The sequence below is a fragment of the Arthrobacter sp. 210 2 genome, from assembly GCF_059093025.1.
Genome location: NZ_JBNHIE010000001.1, coordinates 445807 through 467153 on the forward strand (window position 1 = coordinate 445807; position 21347 = coordinate 467153).

19 protein-coding genes are annotated in these 21347 nt (G+C 63.9%); 11 read left to right on the plus strand and 8 right to left on the minus strand.

Going from position 1 to position 21347, the window contains the following annotated elements; all coding sequences use genetic code 11:
* Positions 1 to 8: 8 nt before the first annotated feature.
* Positions 9 to 2090, minus strand: a complete 2082-nt coding sequence (locus AC5RWA_RS02130) for a M36 family metallopeptidase (RefSeq protein ID WP_494056360.1) — start codon at positions 2088 to 2090, stop codon at positions 9 to 11.
* A 266-nt stretch (positions 2091 to 2356) separates the two neighbouring features.
* On the opposite strand from AC5RWA_RS02130, the gene AC5RWA_RS02135 reads away from it, so the two are divergent.
* Positions 2357 to 2725: a hypothetical protein gene (locus AC5RWA_RS02135; RefSeq protein WP_494056361.1), complete on the plus strand. Its 369-nt coding sequence runs from the start codon at positions 2357 to 2359 to the stop codon at positions 2723 to 2725.
* Positions 2726 to 2856: 131 nt separating this feature from the next.
* Positions 2857 to 3036, plus strand: a complete 180-nt coding sequence (locus AC5RWA_RS02140) for a DUF397 domain-containing protein (RefSeq protein WP_494056687.1) — start codon at positions 2857 to 2859, stop codon at positions 3034 to 3036.
* Here AC5RWA_RS02140 and AC5RWA_RS02145 read toward each other — a convergent pair.
* Both AC5RWA_RS02145 and AC5RWA_RS02150 read right to left on the minus strand, forming a co-directional pair.
* The gene (locus AC5RWA_RS02145) at positions 3011 to 3964 is read right to left on the minus strand and encodes an NAD(P)/FAD-dependent oxidoreductase (RefSeq protein WP_494056362.1); all 954 of its coding nucleotides are present in this window, start codon (positions 3962 to 3964) and stop codon (positions 3011 to 3013) included. The two genes, AC5RWA_RS02140 and AC5RWA_RS02145, sit on opposite strands and share 26 nt — an antisense overlap.
* A 42-nt stretch (positions 3965 to 4006) precedes the next feature.
* Positions 4007 to 4726, minus strand: coding sequence for an AfsR/SARP family transcriptional regulator (locus AC5RWA_RS02150; protein WP_494056363.1), 720 nt, complete (start codon positions 4724 to 4726; stop codon positions 4007 to 4009).
* A 215-nt stretch (positions 4727 to 4941) separates the two neighbouring features.
* On the opposite strand from AC5RWA_RS02150, the gene AC5RWA_RS02155 reads away from it, so the two are divergent.
* Positions 4942 to 5709, plus strand: coding sequence for an FHA domain-containing protein (locus tag AC5RWA_RS02155; RefSeq protein WP_494056364.1), 768 nt, complete (start codon positions 4942 to 4944; stop codon positions 5707 to 5709).
* 12 nt (positions 5710 to 5721) lie between these two features.
* Entirely contained in the window at positions 5722 to 6108 is a 387-nt protein-coding gene (locus AC5RWA_RS02160) for a hypothetical protein (RefSeq protein WP_494056365.1), read from the plus strand.
* Between the two features lie 50 nt (positions 6109 to 6158).
* Here AC5RWA_RS02160 and AC5RWA_RS02165 read toward each other — a convergent pair whose 3' ends face one another.
* Entirely contained in the window at positions 6159 to 8567 is a 2409-nt protein-coding gene (locus tag AC5RWA_RS02165) for a tachylectin-related carbohydrate-binding protein (RefSeq protein ID WP_494056366.1), read from the minus strand.
* Between the two features lie 260 nt (positions 8568 to 8827).
* On the opposite strand from AC5RWA_RS02165, the gene AC5RWA_RS02170 reads away from it, so the two are divergent.
* Positions 8828 to 9349: a hypothetical protein gene (locus AC5RWA_RS02170; protein ID WP_494056367.1), complete on the plus strand. Its 522-nt coding sequence runs from the start codon at positions 8828 to 8830 to the stop codon at positions 9347 to 9349.
* 116 nt (positions 9350 to 9465) lie between these two features.
* On the opposite strand, the gene AC5RWA_RS02175 is transcribed toward AC5RWA_RS02170, so the two are convergent.
* Both AC5RWA_RS02175 and AC5RWA_RS02180 read right to left on the minus strand, forming a co-directional pair.
* Positions 9466 to 13074 carry a choice-of-anchor L domain-containing protein gene (locus AC5RWA_RS02175; RefSeq protein ID WP_494056368.1) on the minus strand — a complete coding sequence of 1203 codons (3609 nt, stop codon included), beginning with the start codon at positions 13072 to 13074 and terminating at the stop codon, positions 9466 to 9468.
* Positions 13071 to 13667, minus strand: coding sequence for a hypothetical protein (locus AC5RWA_RS02180; RefSeq protein ID WP_494056369.1), 597 nt, complete (start codon positions 13665 to 13667; stop codon positions 13071 to 13073). The genes AC5RWA_RS02175 and AC5RWA_RS02180 overlap by 4 nt, the downstream gene beginning before the upstream one ends.
* 220 nt (positions 13668 to 13887) lie before the next feature.
* Here AC5RWA_RS02180 and AC5RWA_RS02185 point away from each other — a divergent pair, with 220 nt between their 5' ends.
* The gene (locus AC5RWA_RS02185; RefSeq protein ID WP_494056370.1) at positions 13888 to 14511 is read left to right on the plus strand and encodes a hypothetical protein; all 624 of its coding nucleotides are present in this window, start codon (positions 13888 to 13890) and stop codon (positions 14509 to 14511) included.
* Between the two features lie 78 nt (positions 14512 to 14589).
* Here AC5RWA_RS02185 and AC5RWA_RS02190 read toward each other — a convergent pair whose 3' ends face one another.
* Together AC5RWA_RS02190 and AC5RWA_RS02195 are read right to left on the minus strand one after the other, a co-directional pair.
* Positions 14590 to 15219, minus strand: a complete 630-nt coding sequence (locus AC5RWA_RS02190) for a hypothetical protein (RefSeq protein WP_494056371.1) — start codon at positions 15217 to 15219, stop codon at positions 14590 to 14592.
* A 431-nt stretch (positions 15220 to 15650) separates the two neighbouring features.
* Positions 15651 to 16622 carry a hypothetical protein gene (locus AC5RWA_RS02195; RefSeq protein ID WP_494056372.1) on the minus strand — a complete coding sequence of 324 codons (972 nt, stop codon included), beginning with the start codon at positions 16620 to 16622 and terminating at the stop codon, positions 15651 to 15653.
* A gap of 635 nt (positions 16623 to 17257) precedes the next feature.
* On the opposite strand from AC5RWA_RS02195, the gene paaA reads away from it, so the two are divergent.
* From paaA to paaE, 5 genes are read left to right on the plus strand one after another with little or no spacing between them, the layout of a single operon-like run.
* Positions 17258 to 18250, plus strand: a complete 993-nt coding sequence (gene paaA, locus AC5RWA_RS02200; RefSeq protein WP_494056373.1) for a 1,2-phenylacetyl-CoA epoxidase subunit PaaA — start codon at positions 17258 to 17260, stop codon at positions 18248 to 18250.
* A complete protein-coding gene (gene paaB / locus AC5RWA_RS02205) occupies positions 18247 to 18681 on the plus strand; it encodes a 1,2-phenylacetyl-CoA epoxidase subunit PaaB (protein WP_494056374.1) in 435 nt (144 codons plus the stop codon). Before paaA ends, paaB begins: the two co-directional genes overlap by 4 nt.
* A complete protein-coding gene (gene paaC, locus AC5RWA_RS02210) occupies positions 18678 to 19577 on the plus strand; it encodes a 1,2-phenylacetyl-CoA epoxidase subunit PaaC (RefSeq protein ID WP_494056375.1) in 900 nt (299 codons plus the stop codon). The genes paaB and paaC overlap by 4 nt, the downstream gene beginning before the upstream one ends.
* A gap of 8 nt (positions 19578 to 19585) precedes the next feature.
* Entirely contained in the window at positions 19586 to 20107 is a 522-nt protein-coding gene (gene paaD / locus AC5RWA_RS02215; protein ID WP_494056688.1) for a 1,2-phenylacetyl-CoA epoxidase subunit PaaD, read from the plus strand.
* A 9-nt stretch (positions 20108 to 20116) separates the two neighbouring features.
* A complete protein-coding gene (gene paaE / locus AC5RWA_RS02220) occupies positions 20117 to 21343 on the plus strand; it encodes a 1,2-phenylacetyl-CoA epoxidase subunit PaaE (protein ID WP_494056376.1) in 1227 nt (408 codons plus the stop codon).
* Positions 21344 to 21347: the final 4 nt, after the last annotated feature.

Below are 21347 nucleotides of genomic sequence, written 5' to 3' on the forward strand. Positions count from 1 at the left end.
TGCATCCACTAGAAATCCGGTACCGCAAAGCTCTCCACCACGCCCTTCAGGTCGGTGGAGTTCTGCCCGGGCGCAACGGCGCCTTCTCCCATTCCACGTTTGCTGAAGCCCGCCCAAATTTCGGGCAGGTCCTCAGGGTTGAGGGAGGTGGCCGCAGTGATAATCCCGTCACGGGCGTGCAGGAACGTCGGCCGTGACGGGGTCAACTTGAGGCCTCCCACAACGTCCAACAGAATTCGCCGTTCCGCTTCCTCATGTCCGTGCTTTGCCACCAGATTCACGAAGATCTCCCATAGTACTGCGCACCAGATTTCACCGGCGTTGTGCACGGCACTGTTAGAACCGCCTGCGTTCGGGCTGATAGGCGGACCCACCGGGAGCATTTGTCCGGCGCTGATGTGGCGGAAGGTCAGTGGGTTCTTCGAGGTGTCCGCGCTGTAGGGATACCGGCGGATCGAGTAGTAGTAGTTGTCATTGAAGGTGGGGGTGAGATCGGTCCAACCGCCCACCGGGAAAACCCCGCCGGTGAAGTCATCATCAGGTTGCGATGTCATGCAGATCGCGAAAAAGTCGCCCCAGCCCTCGCCCATGGCGCGGCCTTGCTGGTTGGTCAGGCCATTCGCGTTCCCCACCAGCCGGTTGGTGATGTAATGCCCCATCTCGTGGAACGTGATCAGCGCCTCGTGGTTGCTGGTGCGGGTCGGCTGGTCAGGCTGCGGGCCGAGGAATTCGAACATCTGCATGCGGGGGCTGGCCCCGTCTGCCGGGGTGGACATGTTCGCGTTATCTGTGCCGCTGAAATCGTTGCCCTCGGCCAGGATGGGGTCGCCTCCAACGCCGCCACGGCCAAAGTTGTCAGCCTGTGCGTTCCCGGCCGCCTCATCGAATCCTGCCTCGTACCAGCGGTCGTGAAGCCAGTTGACGTGGAAGAACATGCCCACGAGGCTGTTCTGCAGATTTGTGGCGTCGCTGGCGTTCAGGGTGTGGTTGTAGACGTAATCGAAGGTCTCGGGCGCGGAAACCTCTCCCAGGATGTCGCCTTGACCCAGTCCCGTTGGTCCCTGCAGATCGGCATAGGCACGGCAATTGTTTCCCTCCGTGGTGGTTGCACCCGGTGGAAGCCAGGGGTCACACCCCGGCAGGCTCTCGAGCGTGACCAGTTGTTCGTCAATCGGGTCTGCCTGGAAACCGTCGGGCTTGCCAGTGGGGTGGGGTGATCCGGGAGCCGGCCCGTCATGGGGCCGGAACAGCTGGTCCCCGGTGTTGTGGACGCGGTAAGTGAACGGGGCACTTTCACTGGACAGGTTCTTGCGGAAGAGGACATAGGGGGTGTCCACCGCATCAATGACGTAGCTGAATGCGGGGAAGCCCACAATCCACAGTTCGACGTAGTGCCCCGAGGCGAATTGCTGATTCCCCAGTGGGAACATCACGTCCTTCACCCTGACCGGCCGCTCAAACTGGGGCCTACGTCCACCGTCGGCGGGCCGGAACTCGTAGAGCCGGTACTGGCCGTCGGGCTGGTTTTCCACAGCCACAAAATCATCGGCCTGGTAGACCACCCGCGTCAGGTCGAACGCCGCCCGGGCGATGGCGTCTTCCGGGCTCCGCGCCTGCACTCTGCGGGACTCACGGGCGGCGAGGCCCGCGCCCGGGAAAAGCTGCCCGGACAGCGAGATCACTCCGTTGTCGCCGTCGAGCGCAACGGTCACGTCCGAATCGAAGACTTCCACGCCGTCCATACTCTGATACAAATGCGCTGTCTTGAGGCCGGTGCGGCTTACCGAACGCACCTGTACAGCGGATGCATCTTCTTCCGCGAGGTTCCATACGGCACGCCGCTCCTGGATGAACTGCCGTACGGCGTCGGCAGGATCCGAAGGGCCCGGCGCGGATAACCGGCCACTGGGCTGCCGGCTGACGATCCGGTTGGGCAGCCCGGTGGTTTCGTCCTCCTCGATCACCAGGTCCGGCACATCGGCGGACAACTGGTCCCGCCCGGCTGTGGGGGTCTCGGCGGACGGCATCTCCGCACTGCGTGCCGCCTGGATACCGCGGTCATACATGGCGTGGTAATCGTCGGGGATCATAACCGTCTCCATCCAGTGATCGCATCCTTCCGACCACGGTAGTGTCCTGCTTCCTGGGTGGCCATCCCCGTCCTGATGCCGGGACGGAGCGGTCACCAGAAGTCTCCCGGATACGCGTCACGTCACCATCACCTTGCCGTCACCGCAGTGGACGCCAGGTGCAGTTCGGATCAGCGTGGAGGGGATGTGACGCTTCGGTGACGAGCCTTTGGAACCATGCCAGGAACGGGTCAATTCCGATCCGCCAGGTCGCGAAGGGAAGAACCATGACAAATGGTACGAACGCCGAGTACGCCGAGTTCGACGAGCAGGCGGTGACGGCAACTCTCGAAGCATCGAGGCAACAGTTCGAAGGACGGGATCTCCGGGCGGAACCCAATTTCTCCGCCCCGGCCGAAGGCGGAGAGCTTGAACTTCGTGCATCATGCATATCGGTCACCTCCGGCAACAACAGGGTTTGCCTGAAGCTTCCACTCGGAATCGGGCAGGTCTGCATCCCGGTACCTTTCGACATCCCGAATGGCACCGCAGTCCGGGCCTGTCTGAGTACCCGCACCAGTTGGGGCATCCCCACCGGCGTGTGCGTCAAGCTTTATGTTGCCGGCGAACAGATCGCGAAAAGGTGCTTCCCGTAAGCACCTGGCATCACGCCTTCGCGGGCGCTTGCACCTTGGCAGTCGCGGATCCGGGCGGATAAGGATCACTGGCCCGGGCCCGCCTCGTGCCGGGACGTTGCGGATGGAAGGGAGTAGAGATGGATGACCGCATGAGCTTCGAGCGCTCTTCGTACTGTGCCAGCAGCTGTTGTCTTGAGGTGGCGCTGGTACCTCGAACGGGAAAGGTTTACGTACGCAATTCCCAGGACCCCGGCACCCGGATGGAGTTTTCCGCGGAGGAGTGGCGCGCATTCCTGGCCGGCGTCAAGAACGATGAGTTCGATCTCTAGGGCTGTCCCAGGCCCTCGCAAAGATGTCCTCGTCCAGGAACGCCGCAGCCGTCACGCCGCTTGCCGCGGCGACGGCTACAAAGGTCATGTTGCCGGTTGCCTGCGCTGCCTTCGCCATGTCCCCCACGGCAAAGACGCGTGGCACGGAAGTCCGCTGGAAATGATCCACCCCAACGCGGCCGTCGTCGGTCATTACACATCCAAGCTCCTGGGCGAAGGGTGACCGCTGGCGGTACCCCGACGAAAGGAAGCCCGCCCGGTAGGTCCGCGCCGCCGTCTCCCTCAGCCGCAGTGTCAGGCCGCCGGGCTGGGCCTCGATGCCCACCACTTCGTCGTCAATGATCCGGATCCCGTTCCGGGTGAGTCTGTTCCGCGTCGCCAGGGTCAGGGCCGGTCCACCGTTGCAGCAGAGCTCCACGTCCCCGCTGATGCGGTCCTGCGCGTAGGCCGCCATGAAGGCTGCGTGTTCGCTGCCGCCCAGCACTGCCAGCCGCTGGTCCCTGACTTCAAAGCCGTGGCAGAGAGGACAATGGAACAGGCATGTGCCGTACGCCGTGTGGATGCCCGGGATCGGGGGGAGCTGATCCACCACACCTGTAGCCAGGATCAGGTAATCGGCAAAGACGGTGAGCCCTGATGCTGAGACAACGACGTGTGAATCCGCCAAGTGGAGCTTTGTGACTTCCGCCGGCAGGACCGAGACGGTGGGGAACCCCGCAAGCTCTTGCCGGCCGGCGAGGATTAATCCCTCCGGTGTCACCCCCTCCCGTCCCAAGAGCATGTGGACACTGGATGCCGCAGCGTTCCTCTGTTGGCCGTTGTCGAGGAGGACAACGCGCCTGCGTTGCCTGCCCAGCACCTGCGCGGCGGCAAGCCCGGCTGGCCCGCCCCCGACGATCGCTACCTCGGCGTGTGGGTCCACGCGCACGCCTCTCCCTTACGTGCGCCGGACGGCAAGGACCGGACGGCGTCAGCGGGCATGGGCCGGACTTGCGCTGGTCATCATGAGTTCGTTCATCCGTGCCGAGAGCTGCGTCGGGATCCCTGCCTCGGCAAGGAGTGCCACATAGCGGTGTACCTGCCGGTGCGCCTCGCTTACATTTCCCTCTGCCATGTGGGCGCGGACAAGGCACCGGTGCGCGCTCTCCCGCAGCGGATCACCGGCAATTGCCTGCAAAGCAGCTTCTATTGCGCTCTCGAACCGCTCTGTGTTCACGTACCAGGCACTCAGCCGTTCCAGGGCGTGCAGCCGGATCTGGCGCTGGCGCTCGCGGTCAAGCACCAGCCAATCGTCGTACCACCCGGGCAGCAGATCCCCGCTGAGTGGACCGACATCCACCGGCGGCGCCTCGCCCGGCAGCCACCGATCCAGCCGATTACGCAGCCGGTTGATATCCACCTGAACAAAGGCAGTCAGGTAGAGCCGGTCACCCGCGGCTTCTACCAGCGGGAGCCCGTCCGGCTTCGGCAGCCGCCACAGGGTCGAGCGGAGGCATCCGCGGGCCTGGACCTCGTCCAGGTCCGGCCACAACTGTGCTGAGACTGCCGCCCGGGTGAGATCGTGGCGCAACGCCAGGAAGGCAAGCAAATGCTCAGCCCGGGGGGTGAGTCCTACCGTCGCCCCCTGGTGCAGTAGACGGAAGTCGCCCAGGAGTTGGAGCTCAAGATCCGCTCCACCGCTGTAATCCATGGGATGCTCCTCTCGCGTGTCCTCAGCCACCTGCGGTTGAAGTACGAACAACTGGAAGTACACCGCTTCCCGCGTTATTGCTGCGTTACCATCTCCGGGAACAGGCACTGTCGGGCAGCGTGCGGTAGGCAGCCGGGCTGCGTAACGCCGTAGTAACGCACCGTCTCTTAGCCTCATGCCACTACCAGCCAGCGAACAAGCGATGGTGACACCGAGTGGATGCCAACGTTTCCCGACTCATTTCCCTCGGACCACCGGGCACTTCCGAGGGTGAACTTGAGCTGACGCGCGACTATATGACACTGGGTCGAAGCCACTCAAACGACCTGGTGTTGCAGGAACCGAGTGTGAGCAGGGTGCACGCCTCGCTGACAGTCGGCCGTGATGGGAGCGTGTCCGTCCAGGATCTTGGTTCCAGCACCGGGACTACTGTCAACGGGCGTCCCGCGTCGGGACGCGTGATTTTGCGCTCGGGCGATGTTATTGCCTTTGGTGGGGCGCGGTTCAGGTATCAGGATGCGGCCACCACTGCAGAGCCGACGGCGGCCCTTCCGGTTCAGAGGCACCGGCAGCGGGAGGGGGACGTCCAGGGACGATACGACATAGAAAGTCAGCACGCCGGAAACATCAGCAATGTGGCAGGCAACCAATACGTCAGCCACATCATGCAGGAACGTGAAAGTTTCCTTCAAGCGGTGGCGGCCACAAGAACCAAGGCGCGTTGGCTGATCTGGACCGGCGCAGGCCTCAGCATCCTCGGACTCGTTGTTGCCGGAGCAGGCTTCTACCAGTTCATGGAAGAAATACCTTCCTACAGCGGTGATGGGCCCCCTCCTGCCTTTCGTCTTTACATCAGCGGCTTGTTTATTGCAGGGGGAGGTTCGATCCTCCTCACCATCGGCGTGGTGCTCCATATCGTTGCAACGTCCAGGCGGAAGAGAGTGGACCGGGAATTCCCGTTGCCCCGCCCCAGGGGCTACTGAAGGACAAGGAGAATGATCGGGATGGGATTCAACATCAATAACCAAACCGGCGGGGTCATCAATAACGTTGAGGGCAACCAGTACATCCGGGGAGACCAGCGCAGCCAGATGGTTCAGTCGGGCGCGGTCCGTGAGGCGGTCCAGGAACTGGAGCGCGGCGTTGCGTCATTGGGCCTTCCGGACCACGAGGCCGCGGCAGTGCTTAGGCACGTGAAGAAAATCGACGAGGAAGTCAGCAGTCCCCATCCAGAGCCGGGGAAGGTGGCTGATCCACTCAGGAAAATCACGGAAATCGCGAGCGCCGCGGGTGCCCTTGCGAGCCTGGCAGGACCCATCCAGACCTTGGTCACGTGGCTCGGTCCGCTCGGAGAACCCATAGCCAGGCTGCTGGCCGGATAACCGCTTCGGGCCGGTGACAGACCTTGATGGGGACCGCTCCGGCCTGACTGTCAGGTCAGCAATACTTGCTGCACATCGGACCCGGCCCAACCGTCGCCAACCTTCGCCCCGGGGGTCCAGTTGGTTCCGCCGGTTTTGAAGTCGTGGTGGCGCCACATCCAGAGTTCCTGGTTTGTGTGGGTTGCGTAAACGAAGCCGTTGCCCGCCACCCCGAGTAAGCGGTATGGCTGCCAGCCAACGCCGATTTGCAGGGACCCGTGCCAGATCGGGTAGCCCTGGTCGTGGCCGTAATGCCGGTACCACAGCAGCCGCCCGTCGGGCAGGGTGCCATAGATGGTTCCGTCCGGTCCTGCCGCCAGTGCGGTGAACCCGTTCCAACCGTTCCCCACCGTGTAAGGACCCTGCCAGCTGACCGTCCCATCCCGGCGGCCGAGGTGGCGGTACCACAGCAGTGTGCCGTCGGGTTGGACCGCGTAGATCACGCCGCCGTCCCCGGCGAACACGCGGGTAAAGGTGTGCCACCCGCTTCCCACGGCCTTAGGTCCGTTCCACTGCGCGCCTCCCTGGTTGCGCCCCTCGTGGTAGTACCAGAGCAGGGTTCCGTCCGGTTTGATGGCGTAGATGACGCCGTCTCCGCCGGCGAAGACCGATTTGAAACCTGCCCAGCCCGTGCCCACCCGTTTTGGCGGTTCCCACTCGTAGGCCCTGCGGTAGCGGCCGTTGTGCCGGTACCAGTCCATGTTTCCGTTGGCCCTGACCAGATACAGGTTCGCTGACATGCGTGCTTCCGCGGGCCAGGCACGGTTGCCCCAATGCGTGATTCCACCCATCACGGCGTCTTCACGGGTGTGGTGAAGGAACTGGAAGAACTGGTTGCGGTTGTCTCCGCCGAAGTCCACGTGCGTGGGAATCTCCCAAGCGACGGATGTCGGGTCGATCCACGCCCGGCGGATGCCGCCGTCGGCCGCCTGTGTGTAGCTGGGGTCCGCGCCGACGCGCAGCTGTCCCTGCCAGCCGTCGTGCTGGCTGTCCCACGCGCCGATGGTTTCGACACGGTCGAAGCCGCTCCCGGCACCCACCGTGGTGCCGCGGGAGAGCACCACGCCGAACCAGGAGCCGTTCCACGCGCAGCGTCCCGCAGCCCGGTAGGGATCCCGGGAGTGCAGGTATAGCTCGAAGGGCTGGTCTCCGATCCGGCAGTGCAGGCCGCGTCCGCCATCAATGAAACCTCCCGTCACCGGGAGCGTTCTGCCGTCGGTCCCGTACCAAGTACCCAGGGCGATCGGGGCGTTGGGGGCAGGTACCCCTTTGTCGGAGCGGATGTCCAGGAACCGGCGGATGACCAGGCGTCCGCGCCAGCCGTCGTGGTCAGTTTCCCACCGTCCAAGCCACATCGCAGTCCACTGCGTCTGCACAGGACGGACGGATTTGATGTAGTAAGCCTGGGAGGTCACGAGGGAGAAGTTGGGATCCCCCGAGTACTTCATGGTTTCGAACCCGGGCAGGCGCTGTGAATTCTTAATCAACAGGACGCCCAGGTCGTCGTCGTACCCGTAAGCGAGCATGACGTGGCCCGGAACATTGATGACCACGTCGTACCCGGCCGCGAGGGTAGTTTTGAGGTCGGTGAGCGTGTAGTTCTGGAGGAGACCAAAATCTGCCACGCTGTATTGGGCGAACCACCTTGCCATCAGCGGGATACTGCGCAGGTCATACTCGAACCAATCAGCCTGGTCCAGGGTGCCGGGGCCGGCGTTCTGGAGGGCTCCGCCGGTGCCCGGTATGCCGTCGGCCAAAGCCTGCAGTGCCGGTTGGTCAATGTACGGGGCATGGTCGAAAAGCGGCAGGTGCCAGTACTTCATATGGTGAACAATGTCAGCGCTGCCCTGGAATCCGATAAGCGAATGGATTCCACCGCCCGTGTTCTGATTCTCATGCGCCTTGGAAACATGAAAGAGGTAATGCTCAGACAGTTTCACGCGGGTGCCCTGCCGGGCGTACGCCGCTTCGAGGGCAGCGGCGCCGGCGAAAGCCCAGCAGGTTCCCCTGGAACCCTGGGAGACCCTGAAATCTGTCTGCCAAACGCGGTGGTCGACGCGTCGTGGCAGCGGGGCCCGCTCCAGGACAGGGGGTCCCACCACCTCGGGACGCCACAGGTTCGCCGCCAGATATGCCTCAAAGCTTTCCGCCGGTTCCACCAGCGGGTGCTCCGGCCTGGCCGGCACCATTTCCGAGGCCCGCCGCGCAAAGTCCAGTGCGTCCACCGGCACCTGGGCCTGGTCAGGCTCCGGGGCTGAAAGTGATTCGGCGTCCAATCCCTTCGGTCCGGCCGCATAGCCGTCGTGTAGCGGCTCAGGCCACGCACCCCTTTGTGGATCCGATGCCAGTTCAGCAATGGGCGGCGGCTCTTCCGCCAACAACGGTCCGTCCTTGGCGCGGTCCCTCTCAAGTTCAGGCATGGCGTCGCTGTCCCTTCAGGCGTGCTGCGTAGTGCGCCTCTGCTGCCAGTGGCGTCATGCTTGAGTATTTGCACCTGGCGTTACTGGGCCGTTACTGGTACGTGCTTCCGCTTGAGTACCAGTCCGCAGGCGGGCCATAACCCTTCGGCGGAAGGGTGGTAACGCACCAGTAACGCCACGCCCCTATCCTGATCCTCATTCGACAAGGCGACCGCACGCTTGCGGAGTCAGGAACGCGGCAGTTCGGACAAGGGTTTGAAATGACAGGACAGAAAAGTACCCGAAACCCGTGGAAGATCGCATGGGCGATTGTCGGTGGTCTGGCTGTTCTTGTCGGTCTCGTGTCGGGTGCAATCACTTTGCAGGGCCAACTGACGGGGCCTCCTAAATTTGCATCAATCATCGAATCAGTGGATCAATCAGCAGATTTTGCAGCCTTCCTGCAGGACCATGACGGTAAACAGGTTGAGTTGGACGTGACGTGCAAATGGTCCAGCACTGCTTGTCATATGCCAACCGCGGACGAAGTAGACGCGGGCTTATTTTCCGACGACAACGTCTTGGTCCTTTACACACTGCAGCCTTGTGGAGACATGTTCAGATGCACTTCTGGAGCCTACTGGCTCCATCTCACCGCGGACCCCTCGGCCAATGCGCAAATAGATAACGGCGGTTTTGGTGCGGGAACTTTGGTCGTTAGGGGTTCCTTTTCCGTGCGCGTTGCGGGGCAGCTTGGGTCCCGGCCGCCCGAGGTCATGAATGTGAACCTACGCGCCAAGTAAGTTCCTCGGACTCGTGGATTGGTCCGGCACCAGGACTGGGTCCCCGAGGGCGATAAAACAGAAGGACCGGTCTCGCGTGGAGACCGGTCCTTCCTGTTCTCGTTCTATGCCAGCAGTTAGCTGACCTTGACTCCGGGCTTGCACTGTGCGGCAGGGTTCTCAACACTGCCGAACTTGATGCCGTCCAGGAGAACGGCCGAGTCCAGTGCCGAATCTCCCATGTCAAAGATGGATAGGAACAGCGAATGCTTGCCGGGCGTCACGGGCGTGGTGGCGCGCAGCATGCTGGTGGCTCCGTTGAACGACGTTCCGGCGGCGTTGTTCTCGTTGATGGTCCAAGGCCCCGCAGAGTTGATGGTTATGGGGTTCCCCAGCTCATCGAACGCGAAGTTCCGGGGAGCGGTGATCTCCTGGCCTTCAACTGTCCAAGTGCTCTTGTCCAGCTCAACGATGAAGGCATCGTTGAACACGGAGCCCACGTAGTGCGGGTATTCATCCGAGTAGAAGCGGAAATCGAACCCAACCAGGCAGTTGACCCCGGACGGTACGTCCAAATCGATGCGCAGGGTAGTGGCGTCATAAATACCTTGGCCGCGCTTCGACGCCACGCCGAACGATCCGTAGCTTTGGCCGGCATCAAAGAGGTAACCCGCGCGTCCTGTTGACAGGGCGAGATAGTCCGCTCCCGTCGTCGGCATCCCGGCCACGGCCTGCGTGAAGACGCCTGCTGCGCTGGGATCGGGCGGACCTTCCACAAAGTAGCTCGACGTGACATTCGCGCCGTCCACATCCAGTGCTGAGGTTTCCTTGGTGGCATTGGAAAGCTCGTCCTGCCCATAGTCAACCTCGTCGGCAGGGGGTTCCTTCCCAAACAGCTCGGAGTAGTCAACCAGGGTGGTTTTCAAGGACCACTTTTTGGTTGCTTCCAGCAGGGTGACGCTGAGCAGCTCCTTGTTGATGACCGGGACGGTCAGCTCCGCCTTGAGGAAAGCTTTACCCTCCAGGAACAGCTCAAACTCCACGTTTTTCTTCTCCAGGTTGAACGCCGCTGAAATGGCCGTTCCCACCTTCACGCTGAAGCCCACTTCCGGGCCGGCAAGCCCATATAGCCTTGCAGCGAAGCTGACCTCGGGACCCACCGTGGCCTCGACCTTCCCCGTGATCCCGGTGCCGCTGTCCAGGGCAAAGGGCTCGGTTGTGACCTCCGGACCCTTGTTGATGGGCGAGACCTTGCCGTTCTTGTACTCCATACCCAGTTCGGTCTTGCGCTGGATGGAAGCGGACCCCGCGAGCGTGGCAGTACCGGAGACCCCGAACTCGCCCGTCATCTCGATACCCGCATCCGACGTCAGGACCACGGGAATTCCCACGTAGAAGGTCATCGGCTTGAACTTGATGGTGTGCTTGGCGGCTTTGAACTCCTTCGACCAGGACTTCTCCACAGCAACCGACATCTTGGATGAAGCCTTTGCTGTCGACTCCATGACGGTGGAAAATTCGTCCACGCTGGGGTAGGGGAGCGGAGGCTTGGGCGGAAGCCAGGATCCCTCGGTCCACTTGGTCTGGGCCTTCAACTTCACCTTCAGCGCGAAACCCAGTTCAGCCTCGACGCCCAACTCCACGGATATATCGTCCTTGGTGTCCCCACTGGACGTGTCGTCGCCTGCGTCCTCTTCTTCATCCTTGAACGTGGCAGATGACTTGAAGGACAGGGATTCCTCGAACTCAGTTTCCATGGGCACAATGCCAGGCACGGCTGTACCGGCACTGCCACCGGTAGTCCCGAAGGAGCCCGTAACGGTGCCTGTGGCCACGTCCTGTCCCTCCGGGGTCAGGACTTCACCGGGGAACGGTGCCAGGTCCACGTCATCGCCGGTGAGCGCAGTGAAGAACACGTCGGAGACAGTGCCGGCATCCGCAGGGTCTACCGGTGCGGTGTCAGTGCCCGCAAGGTCGCCGGCATCCAGGGCTTCTGTGTGTTCATAGTCCACCTGGAGGAACACCTCGTCGAGCGTGGCGGCGATGGTGGTGAGCTTCCACTGGCCGTCAACAATGTCGACGGCGACAACCCTGCGAAGGAAACCGTCCGGTGCGCCCGAGCTGCTTCCGGCAACGATGATCTCTCCCGGTGCCACATTGGGGTCGGTAGCGAAGAAGACGGCGTCGGCGGTTACGGCCGCTACCTCGGCGGTGTGCCCGGGGCTGCCAATGACCACGGTGTCCGGTGTGATCACCGTGTCGCTGGCCGCTGGGACAGCCACTGAGCCGCTCCAGCTCGCGCTGGTTGTGGCCCCGGACCGGTGCACCAGGATGAACTCGAATGTATGCGCCGCGGAGTCCTGGACTGCCGTCGTAAACGTCCAGTCCAGGCCGTTTTCACCAGGGCGAACTGCGGCGGAACCGTGTGGTTCGCCGTCGAGCTTTACTTCGATCCGTAGTGGTGCCGTGCCGTCTGGCGTTGCCGTTCCATCAAACGTCAGTGCGTAGGTGTCGGTGGCATCAACCGTGCTTGTGGCCGGTGATGTGATGTCCAAGGCGCCCTGGGTGGAACTGCTTCCCGCCTCCGCGGCCAGGAAGGAGCCCAGTTCCAGCACGGATACGTCCGCTGAGCCGCGGCGCAGCGTCAGGGCCGGGTCCGTTACAGGAACGACGGCGAGCTGCGGCTGAGCGCCCGATTCCGGGTCAACCACGGCGCCGCGGGCGCGGCCGCGGTACGTGCTCCCCAGCTCCACCATGGTGAGGTCCTCGGCGGCGGAAGAGCCTACGAGTGCCAGCGCGTACTGGGTGCCGGAAACGCCTTCCAGGTTGACGGCCTGGGCAGCAGCATCTTTCAGCGCGTAGCTCTGCTGGCTGGCGCCGGCCGTGGGCCAGTACGATCCGGGGCCGTTGACTGCCGCCGCGTTTTCCGGAGCTTCCGCCACGTACCCGCGAACCGCAAGGCGGAGCTGGACGGCCGGACCGTCGGTGCGGACCTGTATGTCACCATCAGCGGACGGCGTGACTACCGTGGAGATGGAAGTCGTTCCGGCCTTTACGGGCAAGCGCTGGCCATCGAGGATCAGGGTTGTGGGAGCAGCGGCCGTGACGGTGCTGGTCACGTGTGCGGCCCGGACGCCGCTGACGGGAACGCCGCCAAGGCCGGTCAGGCCGACGGTGTTTTCGTCCTGGCCGATGCCTTCGCCCGGGCCGCCGGCGGCAAGGGCTGCGCCGGTGTCGGCACGGACCACTGCGTTGGCAAGGGCCACTGTTGAACCTGCCGCTGCGGGGTCACCGGCAAAGAGAGCGAGCACGTCCAACCGTGCGTTGACGTCGGACGTGGACTGAAGCGCCACCTGCCCGTTGCTCGCCGGGACCAGCACCGTGGTTGAGGCGGACTGGCCCTGCCGGTAGCTGAGCGCCGGCGTCCCGGCGGCGGAAACGTCCCCGTCCGCACCGGCATTGAACACTGAAATGCGGACGAGTGCGGAGTGTGCCGCTGCGGCGGCGGGGCCGAGCCCGACGGGCACCTGCTGGCCGCCCTTGAGTGCTTCGCCGCGGCCCAGTTGGGGTTCGTAGACGGGAACCGACGAAGGAACGGCCGGAGCTATGCTGGCCGGATCCGCCGGATAGGAGTCCACTGCCAGCGCCGGGGCGGCTGGGACCAGCAGGCTGAGTGCCAAGGACGCTGCGGCCACAGGCGCTACCCAGCCGCGCAGAGTCATGGATTTGTGCGCAGTTCTTCTCATGCCCGTGCCTTCTTCCTGGCGATAAGGAGGGCACCGAGGCCCAGGGCAAGGGCGGCGGCGGCAAACGGAAGCAGCATGCCCAAAACGGCGCCGGTGTCCGGCAGCGCGCCTTGCGCCGCTGCCGTCGGTTCGGTCGCCGCTGCTGCCGGGGTCAGCGTCCCGACGGCGGGCGCCACCGTTGCAGTAACTGTGGGTGCCGGCTCCGTTGGCTGCTGGGTTTGGGCCCGGGCCGCCGTCATCGCCGTGCGGTAATGCTCGGTGTAGAGGGCCGTGCCCGTGGCATCCACTGCAGTGAACGCAATGTCCGGGTCTGCCGCAACGGAAAGTCCGATTGTCACGGCCACGTCCTTGCTACCGGGAGTGACGATGGCCGCGGCCCCCAATGCCGTGTCCAGGGTGGACACGGCCTGTCCGTCCACCGTGATGGCGGTGTTGGCTGCGTTGACCGCCGGATCTTCCAGTTCGATCCAAAGCTGTTCGGCCCCCGGGGTGCCCTTGATGATGATGCGTGCGTACCCGTTTGAATCTAGTTCGACGGCTGACGCAGAGGTTGGTACGGAAGACAAACTCAGACCAATGGCCAGTGCGGCCATGGCTGCAAATCTTCGCCGGCGCAGGCCGGCGGATAGCTTTAAAATGCCCACTAAAGTGAAGCCCCCATTTATTTATTTTTGGACTCGGCCTGGCCCAGTGCGACGGAGTCTGGGCGGGAGTACGAAATCTCCCGGCAGCCGATAGTATCGAAGGAAAACTAACACGACTTGCGTAACCCGCAAAAATTGTTTCCGATTTGCGACGAAAGGGCGAATTGCTGTGGAACGTTACTCTGCTTTGGTTGGACTGGCTTTGCCATTAGGCACAGCCGGCGCTAATGGCCTCCCGGCCGAAACGCTTTTGATTGTCGTTGTTGGCGCACTGATAGCAGCAATTGGTGGGCGTATTCTGTGGCGCAAGGCGGCACGTGCTAAACGGACCCAGACGGCAACCATTGAGGGGCGCCGCGTTCCTGGCCGAGTTGTCGCAGTCAAGCCGCAAACGGGCTTTGACCGGGAGCGAAGCAGATTGGACATCCGCGTGAAGCTCCAGTACTTCAACCCGGCCCTCGGTCGCGAGGAAACTATTTTCTACATTCTCGACCGGAAAACGGACAACCTGCCCCCTCAGTTAGCCGGGCCTGGCGGGGGAATAGTTGATATGGGTGCCATATGGAACCGGCATGGGGAAATGCAGGGGTACAAGACGGCTCTGCAGGCGCAGGGCTATTCCCGGCAGCAGGTGAAAGAGGCCATGATGGAACGCGCACTGCAGCAGGCGGCGGAGGCGCCGGATGAATTGGACCATGACGGTTATTTGATCCTTAAAAGGCCCATCGAAGCCGGCGTTTTCATTAACACTAATAATCCCGGTGAATTACCTGGTGTTTATGTCGTTTTCTAAGGGTGCGTTACAGTCCCTGGTTATTTGAAAGCCGAAGCGCATTAGCCCTCGGTCGTTGTCACATCGATTCCACGCCTCCTACACCGGCAGGAGATTGGGGTGGTTTGCTAGGAGGTCTGCATTGGCTCCCTCAAAGACGTTGTTTACGGAGTCAATAAGGAAGTCGGGTTCGCCCGGCCCGGCACCGGCGTTGGGCACGAACGTAAGGTTTACCTGCAAAACACCTGTCAGGACGCCTTCCGCGTTGCCGTAATCCTTGAGGGAAACGGGAACGGCCACGTCGTAATTGAAGGCAACTTTGTTCGGCACGGAGAGGTCCATGTCCCTCACATGGCCGACCAATTGGCGGGCAGCGTTGCCCTGCCCGTCTTCGGTGGGTTCAGTGAAGGCGCAGATGCCCGAAGTCGAGGCCGCGCATGTTGGCGACGCCTTGACAGCGTCCTCACTGTCCGGGGTACCCAGGGCGAACAGCGCCCAAGCTCCGAAGGGAGCAGGGTCTCCGGAGCCCACCTGCTGGAATTTGTCCTGGAGTGCGGGGCTGAAGTAGTTGGCCCACAGTTTGGCGGTGTTGGCGTGGGAATTGCCATCCTCGGCCCACTTGCCGGAAAGCGAGTACTGGTTCTGCACCATGGCTGTTATGTACGCCTGCGCAAGGAGCATCTGCTTGTCGGTATCGCTCTGCTCGGCTCCTGGCAGCCCTTCCAGCATCTGCGTGTCCAGCGGCGCCGCTGACGGCCCGGATGGTGCCTCCGTGGCAGTTGTTGTCGCTGGTGCAGCGCTGGAAGATACGTCGGCCTGCTGGGTTGGTGCCGGCGCCCCGCATGCGCCTAAGCCAAGAGCCAGGACTCCCAGTAAAACCAAGGTGCGGTGGCGTGCAGCGGTATTCCCCATAACGATCCTGACATTGAAGCGTGCGATTTATGGGTTTGCGCGCGGACGGTGGCGTCCGTCGAAAGTTCCCCCAGACTTGAACTCTAATTGCAAGTCACATGGATTCCAACTCGACGCAGGCTATCGTTACGGCTCTGACCTGCGGAGATGCTATCTCGCGGGCAGGGCCGCAGGACCTAGGCCGTGCTTGGCGCTGCCGACATTCCGTGACGAGCCCGAAATATCGGTCGCGCCAGAGAATCTGCGTGTCATGGACGGGTTTGCGTGCCGGGGATGGCAGAGCGCGTAGGGCGGCGGGGCACGCCGGCCGCTGCCAACATGCGTTCCAGTTTGCCTGCCGTGAGATCGCCCCAGTCCCAGCGGACCACGTCCCTTCCCGTCGCTCGGATACGGTTTTCGCGGTTCTTTTCCGCCACAACAGCCTGCGAAGCGGTCTGGCCATTGAGGTATTCGAGTTTGAGGTACTTCTCCACGCCATCGAATTCACCAACGATCCTGGCCTTCTTCCAATAGAAGTCCGCGTAGCCCAGCAGGCCGGCCTCGTTTCGAATCTCCTGCTGCAGGATTGGAGCTTCGAAGCCGGCCAGGTGGATCAGGCCACGGCTCCACGATTCCCCGGCTGAGCCCGAAGCGGGATCGGCAAACTCAAGTACCGCCCGGATCCTCCGCCCGGCGGCAGCGGAATAGTTCGACCCGATGCCGGCTTCCAGTTCAGCCTTGGTCACAGCGGGCAGCCGCCGGGCCCGGTCCGGTCGAAGTACATGGTCCACGGGAACCACGGCTTCGGCGAATGGGGTAAACGCTGCCAGATCCAGAACGGTGCGGATGCGGTCGGTGACCAGCAGGCCCTCCCGCCGGACCACATTGAGGCCTGCCCTCGCGGTGTAGTGGCGGCTGACTCCGGCACGCGACCGGCCGCCGTCGTTCTTGAAAGTGAGGGCCTGGACCGGGAGGTGCATGCCAACGGTGGATATTCCCCACACGCTGGCGGACGAGTGGCGGGCGAAAACGGTGGGCTTCTCGAATGTCTCGGCAGCTGCCTGGACGCGGAGGCGGTACTGCTCCCACGGCTTCATGGCCCGCCATGCTTCCCCGTCTACGTAGACGCCGTGCCGGACGCGGACCAGGGTGCCGGCCTTCACGAGCTTGGCGAGCTCGTTCGGAGTCATCCCGTGAACGAAGCGGTCGCGGGACAACAAGAGTGGCGGAAGATCCGGCATGGACTCACGTTGCCAGCTCCGTGTCGCCCGTGGGCAGGGGGTGTGCCGCTATGTGGAGAAGTGCTGGCGACGCTTAATTCCGGGTCGACCCGCAGCTGTACTGGCGCGGCCGGTATATGGGCCGCGAAGGGGAATGTGCGCATCGAAACCGGGTTTGCGAGTCGCAGGGCAGAGCGCGCAGGTGTGGGCCGGCAGAAGCGGACGACGGCGGCGCCCGCCTCAGTAGCGGGAGATGGCGACGCTCAAATTCCGCCTCGACGCTCAGGTGCACTGACGCGGCCGATATATGGGGCGCGCGGGGAAATGGCCGCGTCGAAACCGAATTCGCGAGTCGCAGAAGGGGCGTCACGGGAAAACCTGCGGGAGGTGATAGTGCGTCGCCGGAAAACCTGCGGGAGGTGATAGAGCATTTGGCGAAAACCCGCAGGGGCTGATAGAGCGTCCCGGGAAAACCCGCAGGAGGTGATGGGGCGTCGGGAAGAGGGGGAGTAGCGGGGGCAAGGGAGCGGAGAGCGGAGCAGCGAGGAGGGGGAACACGCCCACCGCTTGACGGCCCCAAACGCTTCCGCATATCCTGAACGAACGGTCGGTAAATAATTCCGCACGTCCCAGAAGGTCTTTGCATAGGAGCAACCATGGCAGCGCAGAACCTGCAGTCAGTGCCCGCCGAGCTATCCCCGGAAGCAGAACAAGAGGCGCAGGCCCACTTCGACCGCGTCATGGCCGAGGACTCACGCATCGAGCCCAAGGACTGGATGCCGGCGGCCTACCGCAAGACCCTGCTCCGCCAGATCAGCCAGCACGCCCACTCCGAGATCATCGGCATGCAGCCCGAGGCCAACTGGATCTCAAGGGCCCCCAGCCTCAAGCGCAAGGCCATCCTCATGGCCAAGGTCCAGGACGAGGCCGGCCACGGGCTCTACCTCTACTCCGCCGCCGAAACCCTTGGCCAGACGCGGGACAAGATGATGGACGACCTCATCGCCGGCAAGGCCCGCTACTCCAGCATCTTCAACTACCCTGCGCTCACCTGGGCGGACATGGGCGCCATCGGCTGGCTGGTGGACGGCGCCGCCATCTGCAACCAGGTCCCGCTGTGCCGCGCCTCCTACGGCCCCTACGGCCGCGCCATGGTCCGCATCTGCAAGGAGGAGAGCTTCCACCAGCGCCAGGGCTTCGAGATCCTCCTGGAACTCTCCAACGGCACCCCCGAGCAGAAGCAGATGGCCCAGGACGCGGTGAACCGCTGGTACGCCCCGGCCCTGATGATGTTCGGCCCGCCGGACGACGATTCGCCCAACTCCAAGCAGTCCATGGCCTGGAACATCAAGCGCTTCAGCAACGACGAACTCCGCAGCCGCTTTGTGGGCATGATGGTGGAACAGGTCAGGGTCCTGGGCCTCACGCTCCCGGATGACCAGGTCCGCTTCAACGAGGACACCAAAAAGTGGGAGCACGGCCCGCTGGACTGGCACGAGTTCCAGGAAGTGCTCGCCGGCCGCGGCCCCTGCAACGCCCAGCGCCTGGAGCGCCGCAGGGAAGCGCACGACGACGGCGCCTGGGTCCGTGAGGCAGCCGCCGCCTACGCAGCAAAACAGTCAAAGAAGACGAAGGAATACGCAGCATGAGTCCGCACGGCAACCCGGAAGTCCCCGCAAGCTCGGCCACCGAGATCAACCGCGACGCCGAAAAGGTGAGCCCGGCGGTGGTTTCGACAGGCTCAACCAACGATCGTCCGGTGGTTGAGCCCGAGGTTTCGGCAGGCTCAACAACTGACCGCGGGGCCTGGGGCCTTTGGGAGGTCTTTGTCCGGTCGAGCCGCGGGCTGAGCCACGTGCACGCCGGCAGCCTGCATGCACCGGACGCCGCCATGGCCCTGCGCAATGCCCGCGACCTCTACACCCGCCGCAACGAGGGCGTCTCCATTTGGGTTGTCCCGGCCGAGGCCATCGCCGCCAGCGACCCGGACTCCAAGGGATCGTTCTTCGAGTCCCCGCAGGGCAAGGACTACCGGCACGCCACGTACTACACCAAGAGCGAAGGGGTAAAGCACCTGTGAGCACCCCCGAAACCACCACCGGCCACGGCGACATCTCCACCGGTGTAGCTGGCAGCGGCGACTCCAACGCCTCCGCAACAAGAATCACCCCCGGCAACGCGCTCCGCCCGGAGGACATCGCCCTCGAGGTCCGCACCGGCCTCGCCAAACCAAGCGAAGACGTCGCGGAGTACGCCCTCAGGCTGGGCGACGACGCCCTGATCCTCGCCCAACGCCTGGGCCACTGGATTTCCCGTGCACCCGAGCTGGAGGAGGACGTGGCCCTGGGCAACATCGCCCTGGACCAGCTGGGCCACGCCCGGTCCTTCCTCAGCTACGCCGGCGGTGCCTGGGACAAAACCGAGGACGACCTCGCCTACTTCCGCCGCGAGCACGAGTTCCGCAGTGTCCAACTGTTCGAGCAGCCCAACGGGGACTTCGCGGTGACCATCGCGCGGCAGTTCATCGTGAGCTACTACCAGTTCGAGCTGTACCGCCGCCTCACGGAATCGTCGGACGCCACGCTCGCAGCCATCGCCGCCAAGGCCGTGAAGGAAGTGGACTACCACCGGGACCACAGCGTCCAGTGGATCCTGCGGCTGGCCGGCGGCACCGAGGAGTCGTGCACCAGGATGATCCACGGCCTGCGCCTGATGTGGCCGTACGTCAATGAACTGTTCCAGGACGATGAGCTGACGAACCGCCTCGCCGAGGCGGGTGCCGCCGTCGCGCCGTCCACCCTGCGGGAGGACTTCGACCGGCTGACCGGCGACGTCCTCAAGGAAGCCGAACTGGAGGTGCCGGACGTTCCGGCAGCCCCCGGCGGCGGCCGGCACGGGAAGCACTCCGAGCACCTGGGCTACATCCTGGCCGAGATGCAGGTCCTGGCCCGCGAGTACCCGGGAGCCAAGTGGTGACCGCGGCCATGTACATCTCCAACTTCGAGACCAGGACCCGGACGCCGCGGCAGTCGGGGTGGGACATTGCCGCCACCGTCTGCGATCCCGAGATCCCCGTGCTGACCATCGCAGACCTGGGAATACTAAGGGACGTGCAGGTGACAGAAGACGGCGCAGTCACCGTCACCATCACCCCCACCTACTCGGGCTGCCCGGCCATGGACGCCATCCGCGACGACCTGCAGACAGCGTTCGCCAAAGAGGGCTACAGCAACGTCCACGTGGACCTGGTCCTCGCCCCGGCCTGGACCACGGACTGGATGACCGACGAGGGCAAGGCAAAGCTGCGGGAGTACGGCATCGCGCCGCCGTCGGGCAAAGCAGGGCTGGGCCACAACGGCCCCGTCCGCCTGAGCCTGGCCGTCAAGTGCCCGCAGTGCCAAAGCCTGAACACCAGGGAACTCACCCGGTTCGGTTCCACGTCCTGCAAGGCGCTGTATGTGTGCCAGGACTGCAAGGAACCGTTCGACTACTTCAAGGTCCTGTAAGGAAGCCCCATGCCTGTTGTCCGCCAGACCGCCGCCGAATCGGCGCAGGCCGCCGGCCGCCGTCGTCCGTCCTTCCACACGCTCGCCGTCAAGGAGGTGCGCCGGCTCACTGAGGACGCCATCGAGGTCTCCTTCCACGTCCCGGCGGAGCTCGCCGGCCAGTTCGACTACCTGCCCGGCCAGTACGTGGCCCTGCGCACCAAGCTGCCGGATGAGACCGGCGAGCTGCACGAGGTGCGCCGCAGCTACTCCATCTGCGCGGAGCCGCGCAGTTTCCCGGACGGCAGCAGCGAGATCCGCGTGGCCGTGAAGAAGGACCTGGGCGGGCTGTTCTCCACGTGGGCCAACGCCGAGCTGAAGGCGGGGGACACGCTGGACGTCATGAGCCCCATGGGCGCGTTTGTGTCCAAGCACGGCCGGGACGGCTCCACCGTGGAGCAGAACGTCATGAATTCCATGAACCATCCGGAGGACATGGCGGGGGAGCCGGGCAACTTCGTGGCCATCGCGGCCGGGAGCGGCATCACCCCGGTGATCGCGATCGCCCGCACCCTGCTGGCCGCCAGCCCGGACACCCGGTTCGACCTGATTTACGCCAACAAGGCGGCCATGGACGTGATGTTCCTGGAGGAGCTGGCGGACCTGAAGGACAAGTACCCGCAGCGGCTGGCCATCCACCACGTGCTGTCCCGCGAGCAGCGGATCGCGCCGCTGCTGAGCGGCAGGATCGACGCCGAGAAGCTCCAGCAGCTGCTGGGCACCGCCATCCACGCGGACGACGTGGACGAGTGGTTCCTGTGCGGGCCGTTCGAGCTGGTGCAGCTGTGCCGGGACACCCTGGCCGAGCGCGGGGTGAAGCCGGAGAACATCCGGTTCGAGCTGTTCACGTCGGGCAAGCCGGACCGCCCGGAGGGGCACGCCGGCCGGCCCGTGGTGGTGGACGAGTCCAAGGAGACGTACAAGATCACGTTCAAGCTGGACGGCCTGCAGGGCGACGTGGCCAGCCCCACGCACGCCCGCGAGTCCATCCTCAACGCCGCGCTGCGGGTCCGCCCGGACGTGCCGTTCGCGTGCGCCGGGGGAGTGTGCGGCACCTGCCGGGCCAAGGTGGTCACCGGCAGCGTGACCATGGACGAAAACTACGCGCTGGAGCAGGATGAGCTGGACAAGGGGTACGTACTGACCTGCCAGAGCCACCCCACCAGCAAGGAAGTCACCGTCGACTTCGACGTCTAAACGA

Bases quoted from the DNA above. Each gene is read 5' to 3' on its own strand.
- AC5RWA_RS02175 (WP_494056368.1), bottom strand. From the start codon at position 13,074: ATGAGAAGAACTGCGCACAAATCCATGACTCTGCGCGGCTGGGTAGCG.
- AC5RWA_RS02160 (WP_494056365.1), top strand. From the start codon at position 5,722: ATGATCGGGATGGGATTCAACATCAATAACCAAACCGGCGGGGTCATC.
- paaE (WP_494056376.1), top strand. From the start codon at position 20,117: ATGCCTGTTGTCCGCCAGACCGCCGCCGAATCGGCGCAGGCCGCCGGC.
- AC5RWA_RS02195 (WP_494056372.1), bottom strand. From the start codon at position 16,622: ATGCCGGATCTTCCGCCACTCTTGTTGTCCCGCGACCGCTTCGTTCAC.
- AC5RWA_RS02165 (WP_494056366.1), bottom strand. From the start codon at position 8,567: ATGCCTGAACTTGAGAGGGACCGCGCCAAGGACGGACCGTTGTTGGCG.
- paaB (WP_494056374.1), top strand. From the start codon at position 18,247: ATGAGTCCGCACGGCAACCCGGAAGTCCCCGCAAGCTCGGCCACCGAG.
- AC5RWA_RS02190 (WP_494056371.1), bottom strand. From the start codon at position 15,219: ATGCTGGAAGGGCTGCCAGGAGCCGAGCAGAGCGATACCGACAAGCAG.
- paaD (WP_494056688.1), top strand. From the start codon at position 19,586: ATGTACATCTCCAACTTCGAGACCAGGACCCGGACGCCGCGGCAGTCG.
- AC5RWA_RS02130 (WP_494056360.1), bottom strand. From the start codon at position 2,090: ATGATCCCCGACGATTACCACGCCATGTATGACCGCGGTATCCAGGCG.
- AC5RWA_RS02180 (WP_494056369.1), bottom strand. From the start codon at position 13,667: ATGGCCGCACTGGCCATTGGTCTGAGTTTGTCTTCCGTACCAACCTCT.
- AC5RWA_RS02150 (WP_494056363.1), bottom strand. From the start codon at position 4,726: ATGGATTACAGCGGTGGAGCGGATCTTGAGCTCCAACTCCTGGGCGAC.
- AC5RWA_RS02170 (WP_494056367.1), top strand. From the start codon at position 8,828: ATGACAGGACAGAAAAGTACCCGAAACCCGTGGAAGATCGCATGGGCG.
- paaA (WP_494056373.1), top strand. From the start codon at position 17,258: ATGGCAGCGCAGAACCTGCAGTCAGTGCCCGCCGAGCTATCCCCGGAA.
- AC5RWA_RS02140 (WP_494056687.1), top strand. From the start codon at position 2,857: ATGAGCTTCGAGCGCTCTTCGTACTGTGCCAGCAGCTGTTGTCTTGAG.
- AC5RWA_RS02135 (WP_494056361.1), top strand. From the start codon at position 2,357: ATGACAAATGGTACGAACGCCGAGTACGCCGAGTTCGACGAGCAGGCG.